The 17,095-nt window shown below is 70.6% G+C and carries 14 protein-coding genes and 2 pseudogenes; 10 read left to right on the top strand and 6 right to left on the bottom strand.

The genetic code is table 11. The features are described 5' to 3' along the window. The 6 genes and pseudogenes from JM949_RS37565 to JM949_RS22820 form a co-directional block, all read left to right on the top strand. Positions 1–217 (top strand): annotated as a pseudogene (locus JM949_RS37565) (hypothetical protein); the annotation flags it as partial. Further along, positions 148–903, top strand: coding sequence for a lyase family protein (locus JM949_RS37560; RefSeq protein ID WP_309232280.1), 756 nt, complete (start codon positions 148–150; stop codon positions 901–903). The pseudogene JM949_RS37565 and the gene JM949_RS37560, both read left to right, overlap by 70 nt. 26 nt (positions 904–929) lie before the next feature. Then, positions 930–1,205, top strand: coding sequence for a hypothetical protein (locus tag JM949_RS37555; RefSeq protein ID WP_238433695.1), 276 nt, complete (start codon positions 930–932; stop codon positions 1,203–1,205). A gap of 184 nt (positions 1,206–1,389) precedes the next feature. Continuing rightward, complete coding sequence (locus JM949_RS22830) at positions 1,390–1,980, top strand: alpha/beta fold hydrolase (RefSeq protein WP_309232279.1); 591 nt, start codon at positions 1,390–1,392, stop codon at positions 1,978–1,980. Continuing rightward, positions 1,977–2,357 carry a 4-carboxymuconolactone decarboxylase gene (pcaC, locus tag JM949_RS22825; protein WP_203150389.1) on the top strand — a complete coding sequence of 127 codons (381 nt, stop codon included), beginning with the start codon at positions 1,977–1,979 and terminating at the stop codon, positions 2,355–2,357. Before JM949_RS22830 ends, pcaC begins: the two co-directional genes overlap by 4 nt. 2 nt (positions 2,358–2,359) lie before the next feature. Further along, positions 2,360–3,199 carry an IclR family transcriptional regulator gene (locus JM949_RS22820; RefSeq protein WP_203150391.1) on the top strand — a complete coding sequence of 280 codons (840 nt, stop codon included), beginning with the start codon at positions 2,360–2,362 and terminating at the stop codon, positions 3,197–3,199. Positions 3,200–3,345: 146 nt separating this feature from the next. On the opposite strand, the gene JM949_RS22815 is transcribed toward JM949_RS22820, so the two are convergent. Further along, positions 3,346–4,824: an arabinofuranosidase catalytic domain-containing protein gene (locus tag JM949_RS22815; protein ID WP_203150388.1), complete on the bottom strand. Its 1,479-nt coding sequence runs from the start codon at positions 4,822–4,824 to the stop codon at positions 3,346–3,348. 197 nt (positions 4,825–5,021) lie between these two features. Here JM949_RS22815 and JM949_RS22810 point away from each other — a divergent pair, with 197 nt between their 5' ends. Further along, positions 5,022–6,035, top strand: a complete 1,014-nt coding sequence (locus JM949_RS22810; protein WP_203150387.1) for a LacI family DNA-binding transcriptional regulator — start codon at positions 5,022–5,024, stop codon at positions 6,033–6,035. A gap of 11 nt (positions 6,036–6,046) precedes the next feature. Here JM949_RS22810 and JM949_RS39895 read toward each other — a convergent pair. The 4 genes and pseudogenes from JM949_RS39895 to JM949_RS22790 all read right to left on the bottom strand — a co-directional run bounded on the left by JM949_RS39895 (position 6,047) and on the right by JM949_RS22790 (position 10,839). After that, positions 6,047–7,020 (bottom strand): annotated as a pseudogene (locus tag JM949_RS39895) (amylo-alpha-1,6-glucosidase). A 770-nt stretch (positions 7,021–7,790) separates the two neighbouring features. Continuing rightward, the gene (locus tag JM949_RS22800; RefSeq protein WP_203150386.1) at positions 7,791–8,615 is read right to left on the bottom strand and encodes a carbohydrate ABC transporter permease; all 825 of its coding nucleotides are present in this window, start codon (positions 8,613–8,615) and stop codon (positions 7,791–7,793) included. After that, positions 8,612–9,451 carry a carbohydrate ABC transporter permease gene (locus tag JM949_RS22795; RefSeq protein WP_309232278.1) on the bottom strand — a complete coding sequence of 280 codons (840 nt, stop codon included), beginning with the start codon at positions 9,449–9,451 and terminating at the stop codon, positions 8,612–8,614. Before JM949_RS22795 ends, JM949_RS22800 begins: the two co-directional genes overlap by 4 nt. Before the next feature lie 149 nt (positions 9,452–9,600). Further along, positions 9,601–10,839 (bottom strand): sugar ABC transporter substrate-binding protein, encoded by a 1,239-nt coding sequence (locus JM949_RS22790; protein ID WP_203150384.1) that lies wholly within the window; start codon positions 10,837–10,839, stop codon positions 9,601–9,603. Positions 10,840–11,126: 287 nt separating this feature from the next. On the opposite strand from JM949_RS22790, the gene JM949_RS22785 reads away from it, so the two are divergent. Beyond that, positions 11,127–12,962, top strand: coding sequence for an RICIN domain-containing protein (locus JM949_RS22785; protein WP_203150383.1), 1,836 nt, complete (start codon positions 11,127–11,129; stop codon positions 12,960–12,962). Between the two features lie 183 nt (positions 12,963–13,145). After that, positions 13,146–14,717 (top strand): arabinofuranosidase catalytic domain-containing protein, encoded by a 1,572-nt coding sequence (locus JM949_RS22780; RefSeq protein WP_203150382.1) that lies wholly within the window; start codon positions 13,146–13,148, stop codon positions 14,715–14,717. Positions 14,718–14,799: 82 nt separating this feature from the next. On the opposite strand, the gene JM949_RS22775 is transcribed toward JM949_RS22780, so the two are convergent. Continuing rightward, complete coding sequence (locus JM949_RS22775; protein WP_203150381.1) at positions 14,800–16,113, bottom strand: extracellular catalytic domain type 1 short-chain-length polyhydroxyalkanoate depolymerase; 1,314 nt, start codon at positions 16,111–16,113, stop codon at positions 14,800–14,802. 715 nt (positions 16,114–16,828) lie between these two features. Here JM949_RS22775 and JM949_RS22770 point away from each other — a divergent pair. Further along, a partial coding sequence (locus JM949_RS22770; RefSeq protein WP_407664802.1) for an endo-1,4-beta-xylanase occupies positions 16,829–17,095 on the top strand: 267 nt, incomplete at its 3' end.

Genomic DNA, 17,095 nt, shown 5'->3' with positions numbered 1-17,095 from the left:
CGGCGGACGCCGGCGTCCTGCCCCCGGCGCGGCCGACGCGATCGTCGAACACTGCCGCGCCGAGCGGTACGACCCGGCGACGCTCGGTCGGGCCGCCAACGCCGCCGGCAACCCCGTCGTCCCCCTGGTCCGCGAGCTGACGCCGCCGTGCCGGAGCACGCCCGGGCCTGGGTGCATGTCGGGGCGACCAGCCAGGACATCCTGGACACCGGGCTGACAGTGGTGGCCGTACGCGCGCTCGTTCCGTTGCTGCGCCACCTCGACGCGGCCGTGGCCGCCGCCGCCCGGCTCGCCGACATCCACCGGGGCACGGTGCAGGTCGCCCGGACCCTCGGGCAGCAGGCGGCACCCACCACGTTCGGGCTGCGGGCCGCCGGCTGGTTGACCGGCCTGGCCGAGGCGCGCGACCGACTGCGGCAGGCAGGCGGCGGCCAACCCGCCCAGCTCGGCGGCGCGGTCGGCACCCTGGCCGCACTCGGCCCGGCCGGTCCGGAGGTCGCCGAACGGTTCGCGGGGCTCCTCGGCCTGGCCGCGAGCCCGCTGCCCTGGCACACCCGCCGGCAACCCCGGCTCGACCTGGCCGCCGCCCTCGGTGGGCTGCTCGCGGCCACCGGCAAGGTCGCGCTCGACGTCGGGCTGCTCGCCCAGACCGAGATCGGTGAGGTCGCCGAGGGGGGCACCGGGCGGGGTGGCTCCTCGGCGATGCCGCACAAGCGCAACCCGGTCGACTCGGTCCTGATCGCCGCCGCGGCGCGGCGCGGTCCGGGTCTCGTCGGCACGCTGTTCGCCGCGGCCGTGCAGGAGCACGAACGGCCGCCGGTGCCTGGCACGCCGAGTGGGAGCCGCTGCTCGACCTGCTGCACCTGGCCGGCGGCGCCGCCGCCCGGTGTGCCGAGCTGCTGACCGGTCTGCGGGTCCACCCGCAGCGGATGCGGAGGAACCTCGACGCCAGCGGTGGCCTGGTGCTCGCCGAGGCCGTCGCCGCGCGACTCGCTCCCGCCGTCGGTCGCGGCGTCGCGCACGACCTGGTCGCCCGCGCGGCAGCCGAGCCGTCGTTCCGCGCCGCGCTGCTCGCCGCCCCGGAGATCCGCGCCCAGCTGTCCGAGGCGGAGGTCGACGAGGCGCTCGACCCGTCCCGCTGGCTCGGCTCGGCCGGTCTGTTCGTCGACCGCGCGCTGGCCGCCGTCCGGGGGGTGGCGAAGTGACGCCCCGGCTGCACACCACCGTCGACGGCCCGGCCGCCGCCCCGGTGCTGCTGCTCGCTAGCTCCCTCGGCACCGCCGGCGCGATGTGGGAACCCCAGGTCGCGATCCTCGCCGAACGGTTCCGGGTCATCCGGTACGACCACCTGGGGCACGGTCGCTCGGCGGTGCGGTCGGGCCGTACACGGTGGATCTGCTGGGCCGGGCGGTGCTGCGGACGCTTGACCACCTCGACGTGCCGTGGGTTCACTACGCGGGTCTCTCCCTCGGCGGCATGGTCGGCATGTGGCTCGCCGCGCACGCGCCCGAGCGGGTGCGGCGGCTGGCGCTGCTCTGCACGTCGGCGTCGCTCGGTCCCGCCGAGCAGTGGCGGGAGCGGGCGGCGACGGTACGGGCCGCCGGCCTGTCGGCGATCGCCGACCCGGTGGTGGCCCGCTGGTTCACCCCGGCCTTCGCCGTGGCCCGACCGGACGTGGTTGCGGGACACCGCGCCATGCTGACCGCGACGCCCGCCACCGGCTACGCCGCCTGCTGCGAGGCGATCGCCGCGATGGACCTCCGACCCGACCTCGGCCGGATCGGCGCGCCCACGCTTGTCGTCGCGGGAGCCGACGACCCGGCCACGCCGGTTTCGCACGCCCGCGAGATCGTCAGGCGTGTTCCGGGTGCCCGGCTGGCCGTGGTCGGCGCGGCGGCGCACCTGGCGAACGTCGAGCAACCCGAGCGGGTGTGCCGACTCCTGCGCGACCACTTCGACGAGGAACCCGGTGACCGATGAACGACCGTGAGCGGCACGAGGCAGGCATGACGGTGCGCCGGCAGGTGCTGGGTGACGCGCACGTGGACCGCGCGGTCGCCGGCACTGACGAGTTCACCGCCGACTTCCAGGACTTCATCACCCGCTACGCCTGGGGGGAGGTGTGGAGCCGGCCCGGCCTCGACCGACGCACCCGCAGCTGCGTCACGCTGGCGGTGCTCGCCGCCCTCGGCCACGACGAGGAGCTGGCGATGCACGTCCGGGCCGCGGTGCGGAACGGACTGACCCCGGCCGAGGTGGCGGAGGTCCTGCTCCAGGTCGGCGTCTACGCTGGGGTGCCGGCGGCGAACCGGGCGTTCGCGGTGGCCCGGGAGACCCTGCGGCAGGAGGCTGGTTGAGCGTGCGCGAAGGGGCGGCGAGATCGCCGGAGTTCGTGCAGTCGCTGGAGCGCGGGCTCGCCGTGATCCGGGCGTTCGACGCCGAGCATCCGCAGCTCACGCTCAGCGAGGTGGCCAGGCGGACCGGGCTGACCCGGGCGGCGGCGCGCCGGTTCCTGCTCACCCTCGTCGAGCTCGGCTACGTGCACACCGACGGCCGGCTCTTCTCGCTGCGGGCGCGGATCCTCGAACTCGGCTACGCGTACCTGTCGAGCCTGAGCCTGCCCGAGGTGGCCCGGCGGCACATGGAGGCGCTCGTCGCGCAGGTCCGCGAGTCCTGCTCGGTGTCCGTGCTCGACGGCGACGAGGTGGTGTACGTCGCCCGGGTGCCCACCAAACGGATCATGACGGTGGGGATCAGCGTCGGCACCCGGTTCCCGGCGTACGCGACGTCGATGGGGCGGGTGCTGCTCGCCGCGCAACCGGCGGACTGGTTGGACGACTATCTCGGCACCGCGGAGCTGCGGCCGTTGACCCGGCGCACCGTCACCGACCCGGCGAAGCTGCGCGTCGTCCTGACCAGGGTCGCCGCCCAGGGGTACGCGATAGTGGACCAGGAGTTGGAGGAGGGCCTGCGGTCGCTGGCCGCGCCGATCCACGGCGCGGACGGCTCGGTGATCGCGGCGGTGAACGTCTCCGCGCACGCCACCCGGGGGTCCTTCGAGATGATCCGCCGGGATCTGCTCCCGCCGCTGCTGGTCGCCGCGAAGCGGATCGAGGAGGACATCCGGGGCGGGCCCGGCCGGGCGTCGGCGGCGGCGACCGATCCGTCTGGCGAGATGGCCAGGGTGATCGGGCCCTAGCCGAGGGCGCGCTGGCCGCCACCGCTTCCGCTCCTCGCGGGCGGTATACCTCAGAGGTATGAATATGACTCTGAGGTATACCGCCCGCTACCGCATCCGCCCGACGGGGGTGACCGACAGTAACCGTCGGCCGCCCCGCCCCGCGGTCAACTACGGGTCGACCACCGCTGGTTCTGTTGCCCGTTGCACGACCAGAGGATGAGCTTGGTGCCGTTCGCGGTGCCGGCGGCGTTGGCATCGAGGCAGAGCCCGGACTGGGCGCCGGTGATGGTGCCGTTGGCATTGAGGTTCCACTGCTGGTTGGTGCCGCCGTGGCAGTCCCAGATGATCGCCTGGGTGCCGTTGCTGGTGCCCCCGGCGTTCGCGTCGAGGCACTTGTTGCCGTACACCTGGAGTTGTTTGCCGGCGGTGTAGGTCCAGCGTTGGGCGGTGCTGTTGCTGATGCAGTCCCAGAGCTGCACCTGGGTGCCGTTGGTGGTGGTGCCGTTCGGTACGTCGACGCAGCGGCCGGACTGAGCGCCCACGACCTGGACGTTCTGTTGCGGGCTTCCGCCGCCGGCCGGCGCGTACCCGGCGGCGGCGATGTTGGCCTGCACCGCGTTCTCGGTGGCCGCCGACGGGTAGCCGGAGGTCAGCACCCCCTCGAAGAAGGTGCCCCGGCCGGACACGCTGTTGTCGCCACCGATCCCGAGCAAAATGGCCCCCTCCTTCTTCATCGGGTGGTAGCCGTTGGGGCGCGGCCCGTCGAAGTAGGTCGTCAGACCACCCGACTGCGCGTTGCCACCCCGGATCGCCCAGTGGTTCGGCTCACCCTTGACCATGGCGGTCACGAAGCGGTGGTTGATCGGCGCAATGTTGTTGTAACCGGCGTTCACCCCGGAGAACAGCCCCCACTCCAGGTCGGCCATGATCCACGGGCCGACGCCGGCCCCGTAGCCCCACTGCTTGTTGGCACCGAAGTAGACGGTCTCCATGATGGCCGGCGCGTCGGCCTGGCCGTCCGTCTGCGCGTTGCCGTAGTCGAAGCAGCACCACTGGTTGTAGTGCGTGCCGTCGACGACGGCGTAGATCCCTTCGGGCTGGTCGCCGGTGGCGACGCCGTTGGTGTTGTTGTTGCGGTAGCCGGTGCCGGGGCTGATGTAGACGCCGTAGGCCTGCTGGCCGCCGATCGTGATCGGGGCCGCCTTCGCGTCCGCGAGGTTGTCCCATCCGCCCGGGGCGGGACCGGGCCAGTAGCCGGGGGGCGCCTGGGTGAGCCGGTTGTTCCGGCCGGACTGGTCGTAGATGACGGTGATGACGCAGTTGGTGTTGGCGCAGAACGAGTCCTGGGTGGCGGCGTTGACGTAGCCTCCCGCGCTCAGCACGCCGACGTCGCGGGTGGTGTTGTCGGACGATCGTCGGACCTGGTAGAGCGGGCCGTCGTAGGCGCCGTACAGCGCCCGGGTGGTGCTGTGCGCGGCGACGCACGGTGTGCCACCCGAGGCGTAGATGTCACACGGTCCGGTGCCGGCGGCGCGGGCGACGCCCGGCGCGTCCGAGAGCGCGTAGGTGCTGGCGGCGCTGACGAGGACCACCAGGGTCCCCGCGGTGGCGGCCAGGCGACCCAGCGTCTTCTTCGCGTTCATTGGATCCCTCCGATGGGCGGCTGGGGCGGTGGCGGATATCCCGCTCATCACACGTAATACCTATGGCACTAATTGTCGTCCATCTATGGCGCTAGTCCGGGCCGTGGTCAGCGAATGGCAGCCTTCGGGGTCGATATGCTCGTCCGCGGAGCAGTGTGCGTCCCCGTGTCGGGGCAAGAATCGATTCGGGGCGGCGAATGAACATCGGGGAGATCGCCCGCCGGGCGGGAGTGTCCCGCAGCACCGTCTCCTACGTGCTGAGCGGGAAGCGCAGCGTGTCGGAGGCGACCCGGCAGCGGATCCAGGCGGTCATCGACGAGCTGGACTACCGGCCGAACGCCAGCGCCCGGGCGTTGAAGGAGGGCCGCACCCGCACTCTCGGGCTGGTGATCCCACCGGCGAGCCAGCGGTTGACCGACATGCAGCTGGGCTTCGTCGCCAGCGTCGTCGAGGCGGCTGCCCGGCACGACCTCGACGTGCTGCTCTCGCCGTCCGGTGGTGACCATGACCGGTCCTTCGAACGGATCGTCACCGGGCGTCGGGTGGACGGTGTGGTGTTGATGGAGATCCGGTTGACCGACGACCGGGTGACCCGCCTGACCAGGGCCGGCCTGCCGTTCGTCACGATCGGACGGACCGCCGAGCCGCACGGCATGAGCTGGATCGACATCGACTACGCCGGGCTGATCGCGCGCTGCGTGCACCACCTGGCCGATCTGGGGCACCGGCAGGTGGCACTGGTCAACCGTTCCGCCGAGTTGGTGGCCGCGGGCTACGGCCCCAGCCATCGCGCGCTGGCCGGTTTCCGAGCCGCCGCGGCGGAACGGGGCCTGACCGGTGTGGAGGTCTGCTGCGGCGACGACACCGCCGCCGGTGAGGCGTGCGTGGAACAGTTGCTCGCGACGCATCCGGAGGTCACGGCGGTGGCCACCATCAACGAGGCGGCGCTGCCCGGGATGCAGCGCGCACTGACCGGCGCCGGCATGTCCGTGCCGGCGGACTTCTCCGTCACCGGGGTCGCCGCCCAGCACTGGGCGGAGGATTTCCGGCCGCCGCTGACCGCTGCCGACGTGCCCATGGTCGAGATGGGCGCCGAGGCGGTGTCGCTGCTGCTGGAGAGCATCGCCGAGCGCGACGCCGTGCCACGGCACCGGCTGTACAGCCCGCCCATCTCGTTGCGCTCCAGCACCGGCCCGGTCCCGGTCCGCTGAGTCCATCCGGCTCACCCGCCGGTGCCGCGCCGTTGCTCCTGCGCGGCGGCGAGGATGAGATAGCTGCTGGCGGTCCAGGTGTACGCGCGGTCCCGGAGCCCGGCACCGGTCTCGGCGTCGAAGTTCTCCGCGAAGCCGGACTTCTCACACAGCGCGAGGAACCGTCGACTGATCTCGTCGGCGATCCTGGTCTGCCCGGCCCGCCGCAGGCCATCCTCGATGAGGACGGTGGAGGGCGCCCAGATCGGGCCACGCCAGTAGCCGTCGGCCAGGTAGTGCGCCGAGTCGGTCGGCTCGGTGGCCAGGCCGTGGGTGGTCAGGTGGGTTTCCGCGCCTCGGGCGAGGGCGGCGGCGACCGGCGCGGGCAGGTCGGCCCCGAGTGCCACCGGCATCAGGTCGAGCAGGCTACGACTGGTCCGCCGCGCCCGGTGTGCGGGTTGCGGGCGGTGAAGCGTGCGCCGTCCCACAGCTCGCGCAGCATCGCGTCGTTGATCCGGTCGGCCTCCCGCGACCACTGGTCGGCGGGCTCGCCCAGCTCGCTGGCGAGGTCGGCGAGGCAGCGTAGCTGGGCGACCAGGAACGCGGCGAGGTCGGCCGTCTGCAGCACCCGGCCGGCGTCGAAGGTGGTCGCGTTGTCCCAGCCGCTGTCGTTGCCGTGCTGGTAGTGGGGCAGGTCGTGGCCCGGGGCGCGCCGCGCGTCCAGCCAGAACCGGGTCCACCGGGCCAGCCGGTCGTACGTCTGCGTCAGCGCCGCCCGATCCGGTGGCTGGGGAAGGCGTCGACGCAGATGGCGCAGCGCCCAGCCGTGGATGGGAGGCTTGACGTAGTTGTGCAGGACCTCGGAGTGGGTGACCGAGTCGGGCAGGGCACCGGCCTCGTCCTGGTGGTCGAAGGGCAGGTGGAACTGGTGCCAGGCCAGCTCCGGCTCGCCGGCGGCCAGGGCGATCGCGTTGAAGCAGTGGTCCCAGCTCCACACCTTGTCCATCCAGTGCTTGGACATCAGCACGGCGGGGCGGGTGACGAAGCCCGCCGGAGCGACGGTGGCCGACCACAGGACGTACGCGGCCAGCTCGGCGGCCGGGGTGTCGGCATTGCGCCACGGCGCTACCGCGTCGACGAACGCGGTGAACTCGGCGAGCCGGTCATGGCACAACCGCTCGAAGGTGACCGACCGGACGTACGGGCGACGGGCGGTGGCGTACTCCTCGATCGCGATCTCCCACGGCTGGTCACCGGCGAGGTGCAGGGACCGGTCGGCGGTGCCCAGCGCCTCCACGCCGTCGGTGCGCGCAAGACCGCCGGAGAGCACCGTCACCCGATAGCGGCGACCGGTCTCGTACGAGGTGAAGACGTGTGACCCGTCGAGCGGGTCGAGGTACAGGTAGGTGCCGCTGAACGGGGTGAGGGTGTCGGCCGCGGCGGCCACCCGCAGGCCGAGCCGCCGGCCCCGGATCCGCAGGGTGTCCGGTCCGTCGTAGACGGCCTCGACCCGGTCGGGCCCGTTGCGCCAGGTCAGCAGCGCGGGCGTGGCGACGACAGTGGTGTCGGCGACGGTGGGGGCGAGCCGCAGTACCGGGTGCAGCCCGGTCTGGTGCGAGACCAGGTGCAGGTCGTCGGCGTACGTCTTCTCGGCTACCACCGGGGAGATGTTGAACCAGGATCCTCGGTAGCTGAACGGGATGTCCTGGATTCCGAACTCCGGACCGGACGGGGCGGCGGTCATGGGTGGCGGGTGCCTTTCTGTGGTGCGGGTGGTCAGTCCTTCACGGCGCCGGCGGTCACGCCCATCGAGACGTACCGCTGGGCCAGGACGAGCAGCACGGCGGCGGGGATGGAGGCGACGACAGCGGTCGCCATGATGGCGTTCCACTGCTGGTTGTTGTTGCCGATGTAGTGGTAGATGCCGAGGGTGATCGGCTGGTGGTCACCGCCGCCGGCCAGGGTCGAGGCGAAGATGAAATCCGACCAGGACCACAGGAACGCGAACAGCGACACCGTGACGATCGAGTTGCGGCTGACCGGCAGCACGACCGACCAGAAGGTCCGCAGCCGACCGGCGCCGTCGACCACCGCGGCCTGGAGCAGCTCGTCGGGGAGGCCGGACATGAAGGCCGTGAAGATCAGCACTCCGAACGGCACCGCCAGGGTCGTGTCGGCCAGGATCAGACCGGGCAGCGTGTTGAGGACACCGAGGTTGAGGAAGATGGCGTAGAAGCCCATCGCCATGATGATTCCCGGGATCATCTGCGCGATCAGCAGCACGAAGCTCAGCGCCCGGCCGCCCGGCGGTCGGAGCTTCGCCAGCGCGAAGCCGGCGGGTGCGGCCAGCGCGACGGTCAGCAGCACCGTGCCGAGGCCGACCAGGAAGCTGGTGCCGAGGTACGGCAGTTGTTGGTCGAGCACCACCCGGTAGCCGTCCAGGGTGCCGTTGGTGGGGATCAGGTGCGGGGGACTGGCCCGCATGTCCTGGTCCCGGGTGAACGACACGTTGATCATCCAGTAGACGGGGAAGAGCATCAGCCCGGTCAGCACCAGGCCGACACCGGTCTTCCACCAGGCCCGAGGCGTCGGGTTCGTCATCGCAGCTGCTGCCTCCGCTCGATCCGGATGTAGCCGAGGCCGGCGATCAGGGCCAGCACGATGAGCAGGTTGCCGACGGCCGCACCCGGCCCGAACTCGGGCAGCAGGTTGCCGAAGCCGAGCCGGTACGACCAGGTGGCGAGCGTCGCGGAGGAGTTGGTCGGGCCGCCCTTGGTCATGATCCAGATGATGTCGAAGACCTTCAGCGTGTAGATCAGCCCCAGCAGCAGCGTGATCGCCGAGACGGGGCGCAACAGCGGAAAGGTGATCGACCAGAACCGTTGCCACCCCGTCGCGCCGTCCAGCGCGGACGCCTCGTACACCTCGGCCGGGATCGACTGTAGGCCGCTGTGCAGGATCACCAGGTTGAACGGGATGCCGATCCAGATGTTCGCGATGATCACCGAGGTGATCGACCAGCCCGGCGAGGTGAGCCAGTTGACCGGGTCGACGCCCAGCACGCCGAGGGCGGCGTTGACCAGACCCGAGTCACTGTTGAGCAGCCACGTCCAGGTCGACGCCGAGACGATCAGGGGCAACAGCCACGGTACGAGGATCAACGCCCGCAGCGTGCGGGACAGCGGGAAGTGCTGGTGGAAGAAGAGTGCCAGCGCCATGCCGATGCCGAACTGGAAGGCGAGCGAGGCGGCGGTGAAGATCAGCGTGTGGGTGAGCGTCGACCCGAAAGCCTGGTCGGTCAGGACCGTCCGGTAGTTGTCGAGGCCGGCGAAGGGCGCACCGCCCTGCACGAACGAACGGACCGTGTACTCCCGCAGGCTCAGCTCGACGTTGCGGTAGAGCGGGTAGGCGTAGAACGTCGCCAGGTAGAGGGTCACGGGTGCCAGGAAGCCCCACGCCAGCCATCGGCTGGGCCGGCGCGCCCGGGACGGGGGAGAGCCGGGTGGGGCGGCGGTCGCCGCCTCACCCGGGCCTGGTACGGCGGTGGAGGTCGCTGTCGGGGGGACCATGGGTCGCTTCGGCTCGGCTACTTGTTCGTGGCCGCGGCCTGCGCGGCGGCCAGTGCCTCGCCCGGCGATTTCCCGCCGCTGAGGGCCGCCTGCACCGCTGTCCACAGTGCTTCGGAGATCTTCGGGTACTTCGTGCCGAGGTTGTCGCCGGTGCGGCCCTTGGCGGCCCGGACCGCCTCGACCCAGACCTTGAGCTTGGGGTCCGTGCTCGCCTGCCGCTCCTGGACGGCGGCGACGGGTGCCACGTAGGAGAGGGTGGTGTCGGTGGCGAGGAGGTTGTCGGCGCTGGTCAGGCAGGTGACGAGCTTTTGCGACGTGGCGTAGCGGCCGGTGCTCCGCTGCACCGGGATGGAGACGAACTCGCCGCCGGTGGGCGCCGGGGCCGGCCCGCCAGCGCTGGCCGGGATCGCGATGGTGCCGTACGGGAAGCCGAGCTTCTCCGCGTTGGCCAACTGCCAGGTGCCGTTCTCGGCGAACGCGTAGTCGCCGGTGGCGAACTCCTGCCAACTGGTGGTCTGGGTGTTGTTGATGACCGAGTTCGGGGCGTGGCCCTGCTTGAGCCAGTCCGTCCAGAGCGTCAGCGCGGACACCGCCTGCGGCGAGTCCAGGCTGGTCAGTTGGGCACCCGAGCCCCAGAACCAGGGCAGGAACTGGAAGCTGCCCTCCTCGGTGCCGATCGCGGAGAAGGTGATGCCCTTCTTCCCCTTGGCCTCTACCTTGCCCAGCGCCGAGTTCAGCGAGGCCCAGTCCCTGATGCCGGCGGGGTCGACTCCGGCGGCGGTGAGCACGTCCTTGTTGTAGTAGAGCGCGAGGGTGTTGGCTCCGATCGGCACCCCGTACGTCTTGCCGTCGCGCTGGCCGGCGCCGAGCAGGTTCGCCGCCATCGCCGAGACGTCCAGCTTGTTGTCGTCGGTGGTGGTCAGCGCGCCGGCCTCGGCCAGCGTCGAGATGACCGGGTTGTCGACGATCAGCACGTCCGGCGAATTTCCCTGCTGGGCGGCGAGCAGCGCCTTGTTGGTCAGGTCGGTGGTGTCGTAGCCGGTCCGCTTGACAGTGACCCCCGCCGAGGTGCCGCACTTCTTGAGCAGCGCCACCCACTCGGAGTCGTCGGCGAACTGAGGGTACGGATCCCAGACGAGGTAGGCGCCGCCGTCGGCGGGCTGGTCCGAGGACGACGAGCAGGCGCCGCCGGCCGCTGCGGCGAGGGCTAGCACGGCGACGGCGGCCAGGCGCCGCCGACGACTGAGTCCGGTCATGTGTTGCCTCACTTCAAGTCGATCGTCAGGGGAAGGTGCGGAGTGACAGTCGCGGGCCGGGCGGACCCGGGCCATGAGGCGAATCGATTCGACGAATCGGTTCGCACGAAGATAAGTCGGTCCGTAACCGGTGGTCAAGAGATGAGCGGCGGGGCGAGGAAACACGGCCGTCATCCCGCTGTCAATTCATTGACACGGTTCAGTGGCCGGTCCTACGATCCGTGCGAATCGATTCGCAAGCGCAGCCCTCCGGAGCGCGTCCCCCACGCCCCACCAAGGAGCCGCCCGTGAAAACCCCGTCCCGCGGCAGGTCAGGACGAGCCGGTGCGATCGTCGCCCGACTCGTGGTCGGCCTGCTCGCTGCCACCACCGCCGTGACCGTCGCCTCGACCCCGGCCCAGGCCGCCGACGAGTCGATAAGCGTCAACTTCGCCAGCACCAGCGGTGCGCCGACCTACCGCGCGTCCGGCTGGATCTACGGCATGACCGAGAACGCCAGCGGTCCCGCCGACCACTTCTACCGAGACGTCAAGTTCCAGTACATGCGGGCCGGCGGCGCGCAGCTCCCGGGCAGCGGCTGGGTCGGTGGGACGTACGACCGTCGCTGGAACTCCACACTCGCCCAGGCGCGTCGGACCAACGCCCTCGGCGGGCAGTTCATCATCCTGCCGCACGACCTGTGGGGTGCCGACGGCGCGGGGATCTCCCGCTTCCCCGGCGACAACGGCAGCTGGACCGACTACGACAACTTCCTGAACCGGCTGATCGGCGACGTCCGGGCGGCCGGGCTGTCGGTGCAGTGGGACATCTGGAACGAACCGAACATCACCATCTTCTGGAACCGCCCGATCTCCCAGTACCTGGAGCTGTGGCGACGGACCTACCAGCGGATCCGGGCGGAATTCCCCAACCAGCTCATCGTCGGGCCGAGCTGTGCCTGCGTGCCGTCGACCACGCACACCTTCTGGAACCAGTACCTGGACTTCGTCCGCTCGACCAACACGGTGCCGGACATCATCAGTTGGCACTCGTTGCCGGGCGACCCGGTCGCCAACGTCGCCGCCGCCAACGCCACCCTCGACCCGCGCGGCATAGCCCACCCGCGTCCGTACCAGATCAACGAGTACGGCGCGCCCGACGAGCAGAACCCGGCCGACGGCGCCTGGTACATCGCGCGTCTGGAGCGGGCCCGGGCGGACGGTCTGCGGGCGAACTGGGCCAGCGGTGGCAGCCTGCACAACGATCTCGGCAACCTGTTGATCCGTAACTCGGCCGGGCAGCACCAGCCCAAGGGGGAGTGGTGGAACTACCGCTTCTACGCCTCCCAGACCGGCGAGATCGTCGGCGTCACCCCCAGCCAGTCGTACGACGCGTACGCCACCAAGACGACAGGTGTGGCGAAGGTCCTGGTCGGTGCTGGCCGTACCACCGGAAACCTGACGGTCAACCTGCAACGCCTGGACACGACCAGCGGCATCGTGCAGAACAGCCAGGTCCGGGTGCTCACCCAACGCATCCCGCACAACGGCGGCGGCGCGGTGCAGGGCCCGATCACGGTCGCCAACAGCGTGGTCAACGTGTCCAACAACAACGCCACTGTGACACTGCCGTACGGCAACCAGACCGACACCTACACCATCACCCTGCTGCCTCCGTCGGACGGCGGTTTCCAGTCGGTGGCGGTGGCCCAGCACTCGCAGCAGTGCCTGAACAACGCCGGGCAGAGCACCGCCGACGGCAACGTCCAGCAGCAGAACTACTGCGACGGCGGTGACCAGCAGCTCTGGAACTTCCGACCGGTCGCCGGCGTGGCCAACACCTACACCGTGGTCAACCAGCAGAGCGGCAAGTGCCTCGACGTCAGCGGGGTGTCCACCGCCGACGGCGCGGCGGTGCACCAGTGGACCTGCCTGAACAGCCTCAACCAGCAGTTCACGCTGCGCAAGGTGACCTACTCGGGCAACGACTCGCACGACTACCAACTCGTCGCCCGGCACAGTGGCAAGTGCGTCGACGTCAACGCGGTCTCCACGGCGGCCGGCGCGCTGGTCCACCAGTGGACCTGCAAGGCGGTCAACCAGGGCAGCCCGTTGAACCAGACGTGGCGGATTCTGGGGCGGTAGGCGTCCCCGGGGGAGGTGATGCGCTGGTCGTCAGCCCGACGGCCAGCGCGTCGCCCCGACATCCGCATTCATTGACATGAATTAAACAAAGGTCATACGATTCGCTGCGAATCGATTCGCCATCGCCACCGCCCCGTGGCGCGTCGACACCCACGCGCTGCCACGACTCCGAGGAGCCACCTCGTGCGAAACCCGTCGCCCATCGGGCCAGGAACAGCCCGTGATCTCAACCCGAGACGTCATCGCGCCCGCCGGCTGACCGCTCTGGCGGGCGCTCTGGTCGCCGCTCTGGTCGGCATCGGCGCTACCCCCGGTGCCCCGTCGACGAGCGCCGAGGCCGCCGCCGCCCCGATGGCGGCCGCCATCGAACCAGGCCAGAGCAGCCCGATCATCGGTACCCCGTCCGGCCGCTGCCTTGAGGTGCCCAACTCCAGCACCACCAACGGCACCCAGACCCAACTCTGGGACTGCACCAGCGCTGCCGGCCAGACCTGGACCTGGACGTCGACCAAGCAACTTCAGGTGTACGGCAACAAGTGTCTGGACGCCAACGGTCGGGGCACCACCAACGGCACCCAGGTGATCATCTGGGACTGCAACGGCCAGAACAACCAGCAGTGGAACGTCAACAGCAACGGCACCATCACCGGCGTGCAGTCCGGGCTCTGCCTCGACGCCAACGGCGCCGCCACCGCGAACGGCACCAAAATCATCCTCTGGGCCTGCACCGGCGGCGCCAACCAGCAGTGGGCCTCGCCGAGCACCCCGCCGACGACCCCGCCGCCGAGCGGTGCGCGGCCGTGCGACATCTACGCCTCCGGCGGCACCCCGTGCGTCGCGGCGCACAGCACGACGCGGGCGCTCTACGCGGCGTACACCGGCAACCTCTACCAGGTGCGTCGCTCGTCGGACAACACCACCCGCAACATCGGGGTGTCCGCCGCGGGCGGCACCGCCGTCGCGGCCAACCAGGACTCCTTCTGCGCCGGCACGACCTGCGTGATCACCGTGGTCTTCGACCAGTCAGGGCGCGGCAACGACCTCTGGTACCAGGGATCCAGCGTGGTTCCGGGCTCGCCGCAGAGCAAGCCGGCGATCGCGACCTCGGAGTCGCTGACCGTGGGCGGCGGCAAGGCGTACTCGCTCTACATCAACCCGGGAAACAGCTACTGGCGCGACGGGCACCTCACCGGGGTGCCGACCGGTGCCGCCCCCGAGGGCATGTACATGGTCACCAGCGGCACCCACGTCAACAGCGGCTGCTGCTTCGACTACGGCAACAGTGAGACCACGCGCAAGGCGGACGCCGCTGGCGCGATGGACGCCATCAACTTCAGCAAGCAGTGCTGGTTCGGCGGCTGCTCGGGCAGCGGGCCCTGGGTGCAGGCCGACCTGGAGTGGGGCCTCTTCCCGGGCGGCAGCAGCTCCTGGAACCCCAACCAGCGGGCGTTCAGCAGCAAGTTCGTGACCGCGACCCTGAAGAACAACGGCACGTCCCGGTTCGCCATCAAGGGCAGCGACGCGCAGTCCGGCAGCCTCTACACGCTGTATGACGGCTCGCTCCCGCCGGGATACAGCCCGATGAAGAAGCAGGGCGCGATCATCCTGGGTAGCGGCGGTGACTGCTGCAAGCCCGACGGTGGCGCGAACCTGAGCGCCGGCACCTTCTACGAGGGCGCGATGGTCGCCGGCTACCCGTCCGACGCGACCGAGAACGCGGTGCAGGCCAACGTGGTGGGCGCTGGTTACCGCTGACCCGGGCGACGCCGGAACGAGCCGTGCGCCGGTCACCATCGGAAGGTGACCGGCGCACGGTCTCGTCGACGCCGGCCCGCGCTCAGGCGAGGGCGCAGGACGCGCCGTTGAGGGCGAACGCGGACGGTCGGGTGTGGTTACCGGAGTGCGAGGCCTGGAAGCCGATGGTCACCGAGCCGTTGGCGGGAATGCCGCCGTTGTAGGCGACGTTGCGGGCGGTCACCTGCCCGGAGTTGGGCGAGTAGGTGGCGTTCCAGCCCGAGGTGATGGTCTGCCCGCTGGGCAGCGTGAAGACCAGGGACCAGCCGTTGACGGCGCTGGTGCCGGTGTTGGTGACGGTGATGTTCTCGGTCAGGCCGCCGTTCCAGGCGTTGATCGCGACGGTCACCCGGCAGGCGCCGGCGGTCGGCGGCGGGGTGGTCGGCGGCGGGGTGGTCGGGTCGGTGGGCGGCGGCGTCGTCGGACTGGTCAGGCCGAAGAACTGGACGGCGGCGGCGGCCATACCGGCGGAGGGCAGGCTGTGCCCGGCGCCCTGGATGCTGTACGCCTCGACCTGGACGGTGCCGCTGCTGTCGGCGTACCTCCGCCGGTTCCAGTTCGCCTGGGGCGTGTCGGTGGAGGTGGGTGTCTGGCTCAGCCCGAACACGTTCGTCCACTGCTCGATCGTCTCCTGCAACAGCGAGTACGGCACGAGGGTGTCGCTGGTGCCGTGCCACAACTGCACCCGTGGCCGAGGGCCGGTGTAGCCGGGGTACGCCTGACGCACCGCGTCGCCCCACTGCTGTGGCGTCCGGTTCATGTTCCCGCCGGTGCACTGGCTGCTGCCGGGCGGGTAGTCCGCCGCGTTGGCGAAGCAGTTGTACGGAACGCCCATGAACGCGGCGCCGGCCTTGAACACGTCGGGGTAGAGCGCCAGCATGTGGTTGGTCATCATGCCGCCGGACGAGCTGCCGGTGGCGTAGACCCGGTCCGGGTCGGCGGTGTACTGCTGCTGCACGTGCCGGATCATGGAGATGATCGACACCGGGTCGCTGCCCCCGCCACGCCGCTTGGCGGCGTCGGACCAGGTGTCGAAGCAGTTGCCGAAGCCGGCCTGCTGGGTCGCGGACGGGTAGATCACGATGAATCCGTACCGGTCGGCCAGGCTGGCGAACTCGCTGCCGGAGTAGAAGCCGGGGCCGGAGCCGCCGCAGCCGTGCATGGCGACCACTGTCGCCGGCCTGGCCGGTCGGTTGTCCGGCACGTAGACGTGCATCCGCATCCGACCCGGGTTGTCGCCGAAGCTGGTCACCTCGGCCAGCGACGCCGCGTACGCGGGCCGGAACGTCGGGACCACGAGGCCGGCCGTCACCAGCGACACGGCAAGGGCGAGCAGCAGTTTCCTTCTGATTTTCAACGGACGACTCCTTCGACTGCCTGTTCGAGGCTGGGATTGGTCGGGCGATCCGGTCGCGGGCATGCCCGACTCCCGCGGTGATCGCACGATGCCCGCTACCGGTTGGCTCGCCCTGGTCCGGCTCTCGGGCGGCCACGCATGACAAATAGTGTTCCCCTCGGACCATCAAGTGTCAATCGAAGTGGCTCGATCGGGAATCGATCCCGTGAGCTGGCTCGACGGCCCCCGGGTGGCCGCCGCGCACGACCCTGGAAGCGGCTCCGGGTGGCCCGGCGGGCGTGCCTGACCTGCGCCGGGCGGGCAGTTGTCCGCACCGGACTGTGAGCGATAACAGGATGACTGTCTGACACGGCCCGGTGGGCCGGGCGAACCCGGCTCGTCCGCTGGTCGCGCGCTGGGCGAGGGCGGCCTGGGTGGGCGTTCAGGGCTGGGCGAATCGCGGCGTTGCGGGGGATCGGCGTGAACGCCTCATTACGTCTTGACGAACGACATGTTATCGCTCACTCTCGATATCGAGGTCTACCGATCCCGTGACTCACCGGGCGAGCCGCGATGGTGGTACCTCGGATCACGACGTCCCTCCGGGCAGCTGGACGTCACCTCGGGACGGCGCAAGCCGACGGAGCCGTTCCTGGACCGCTGGATCTGGTGGCGGGCGGCCAGGACCGCTCCCCGCACGGTCCGTCCCGAGCGAAGTGGCACATCACCACCACCGATGCAACCACTGAAAAGGAACAACATGAAACCGATGAGAACGATGCTGGCGGCGGTCACCCTCGCCGCCGCCCTCACCACCGGTATGACGGTGGCGCTGACCCCCGCGTCCGGCGCCGGCACGACCCTGAAGGCGGCGGCGGCCGAGAAAGGCCGTTACTTCGGTGCCGCGGTGGCCACCGGCAAGTTGTCCACCAGTGCGTACACGACGATCCTGAACCGTGAGTTCAACAGCGTCGTGCCTGAGAACGAGATGAAGTGGGACGCC

Origin of the sequence: Micromonospora tarensis (assembly GCF_016803395.1) — a bacterium.
In the GTDB taxonomy this organism is placed as follows: domain Bacteria; phylum Actinomycetota; class Actinomycetes; order Mycobacteriales; family Micromonosporaceae; genus Micromonospora; species Micromonospora tarensis.
The sequence above is the reverse complement of the archived record's forward strand: the minus strand, read 5'-3'. Positions and strand labels throughout refer to the sequence as shown.

Coding starts and splice junctions, on each gene's coding strand:
- JM949_RS22800 (WP_203150386.1), bottom strand. CDS start 8,615: ATGACGAACCCGACGCCTCGGGCCTGGTGGAAGACCGGTGTCGGCCTG.
- JM949_RS22810 (WP_203150387.1), top strand. CDS start 5,022: ATGAACATCGGGGAGATCGCCCGCCGGGCGGGAGTGTCCCGCAGCACC.
- JM949_RS22790 (WP_203150384.1), bottom strand. CDS start 10,839: ATGACCGGACTCAGTCGTCGGCGGCGCCTGGCCGCCGTCGCCGTGCTA.
- JM949_RS22815 (WP_203150388.1), bottom strand. CDS start 4,824: ATGAACGCGAAGAAGACGCTGGGTCGCCTGGCCGCCACCGCGGGGACC.
- pcaC (WP_203150389.1), top strand. CDS start 1,977: ATGAACGACCGTGAGCGGCACGAGGCAGGCATGACGGTGCGCCGGCAG.
- JM949_RS37555 (WP_238433695.1), top strand. CDS start 930: ATGCGGAGGAACCTCGACGCCAGCGGTGGCCTGGTGCTCGCCGAGGCC.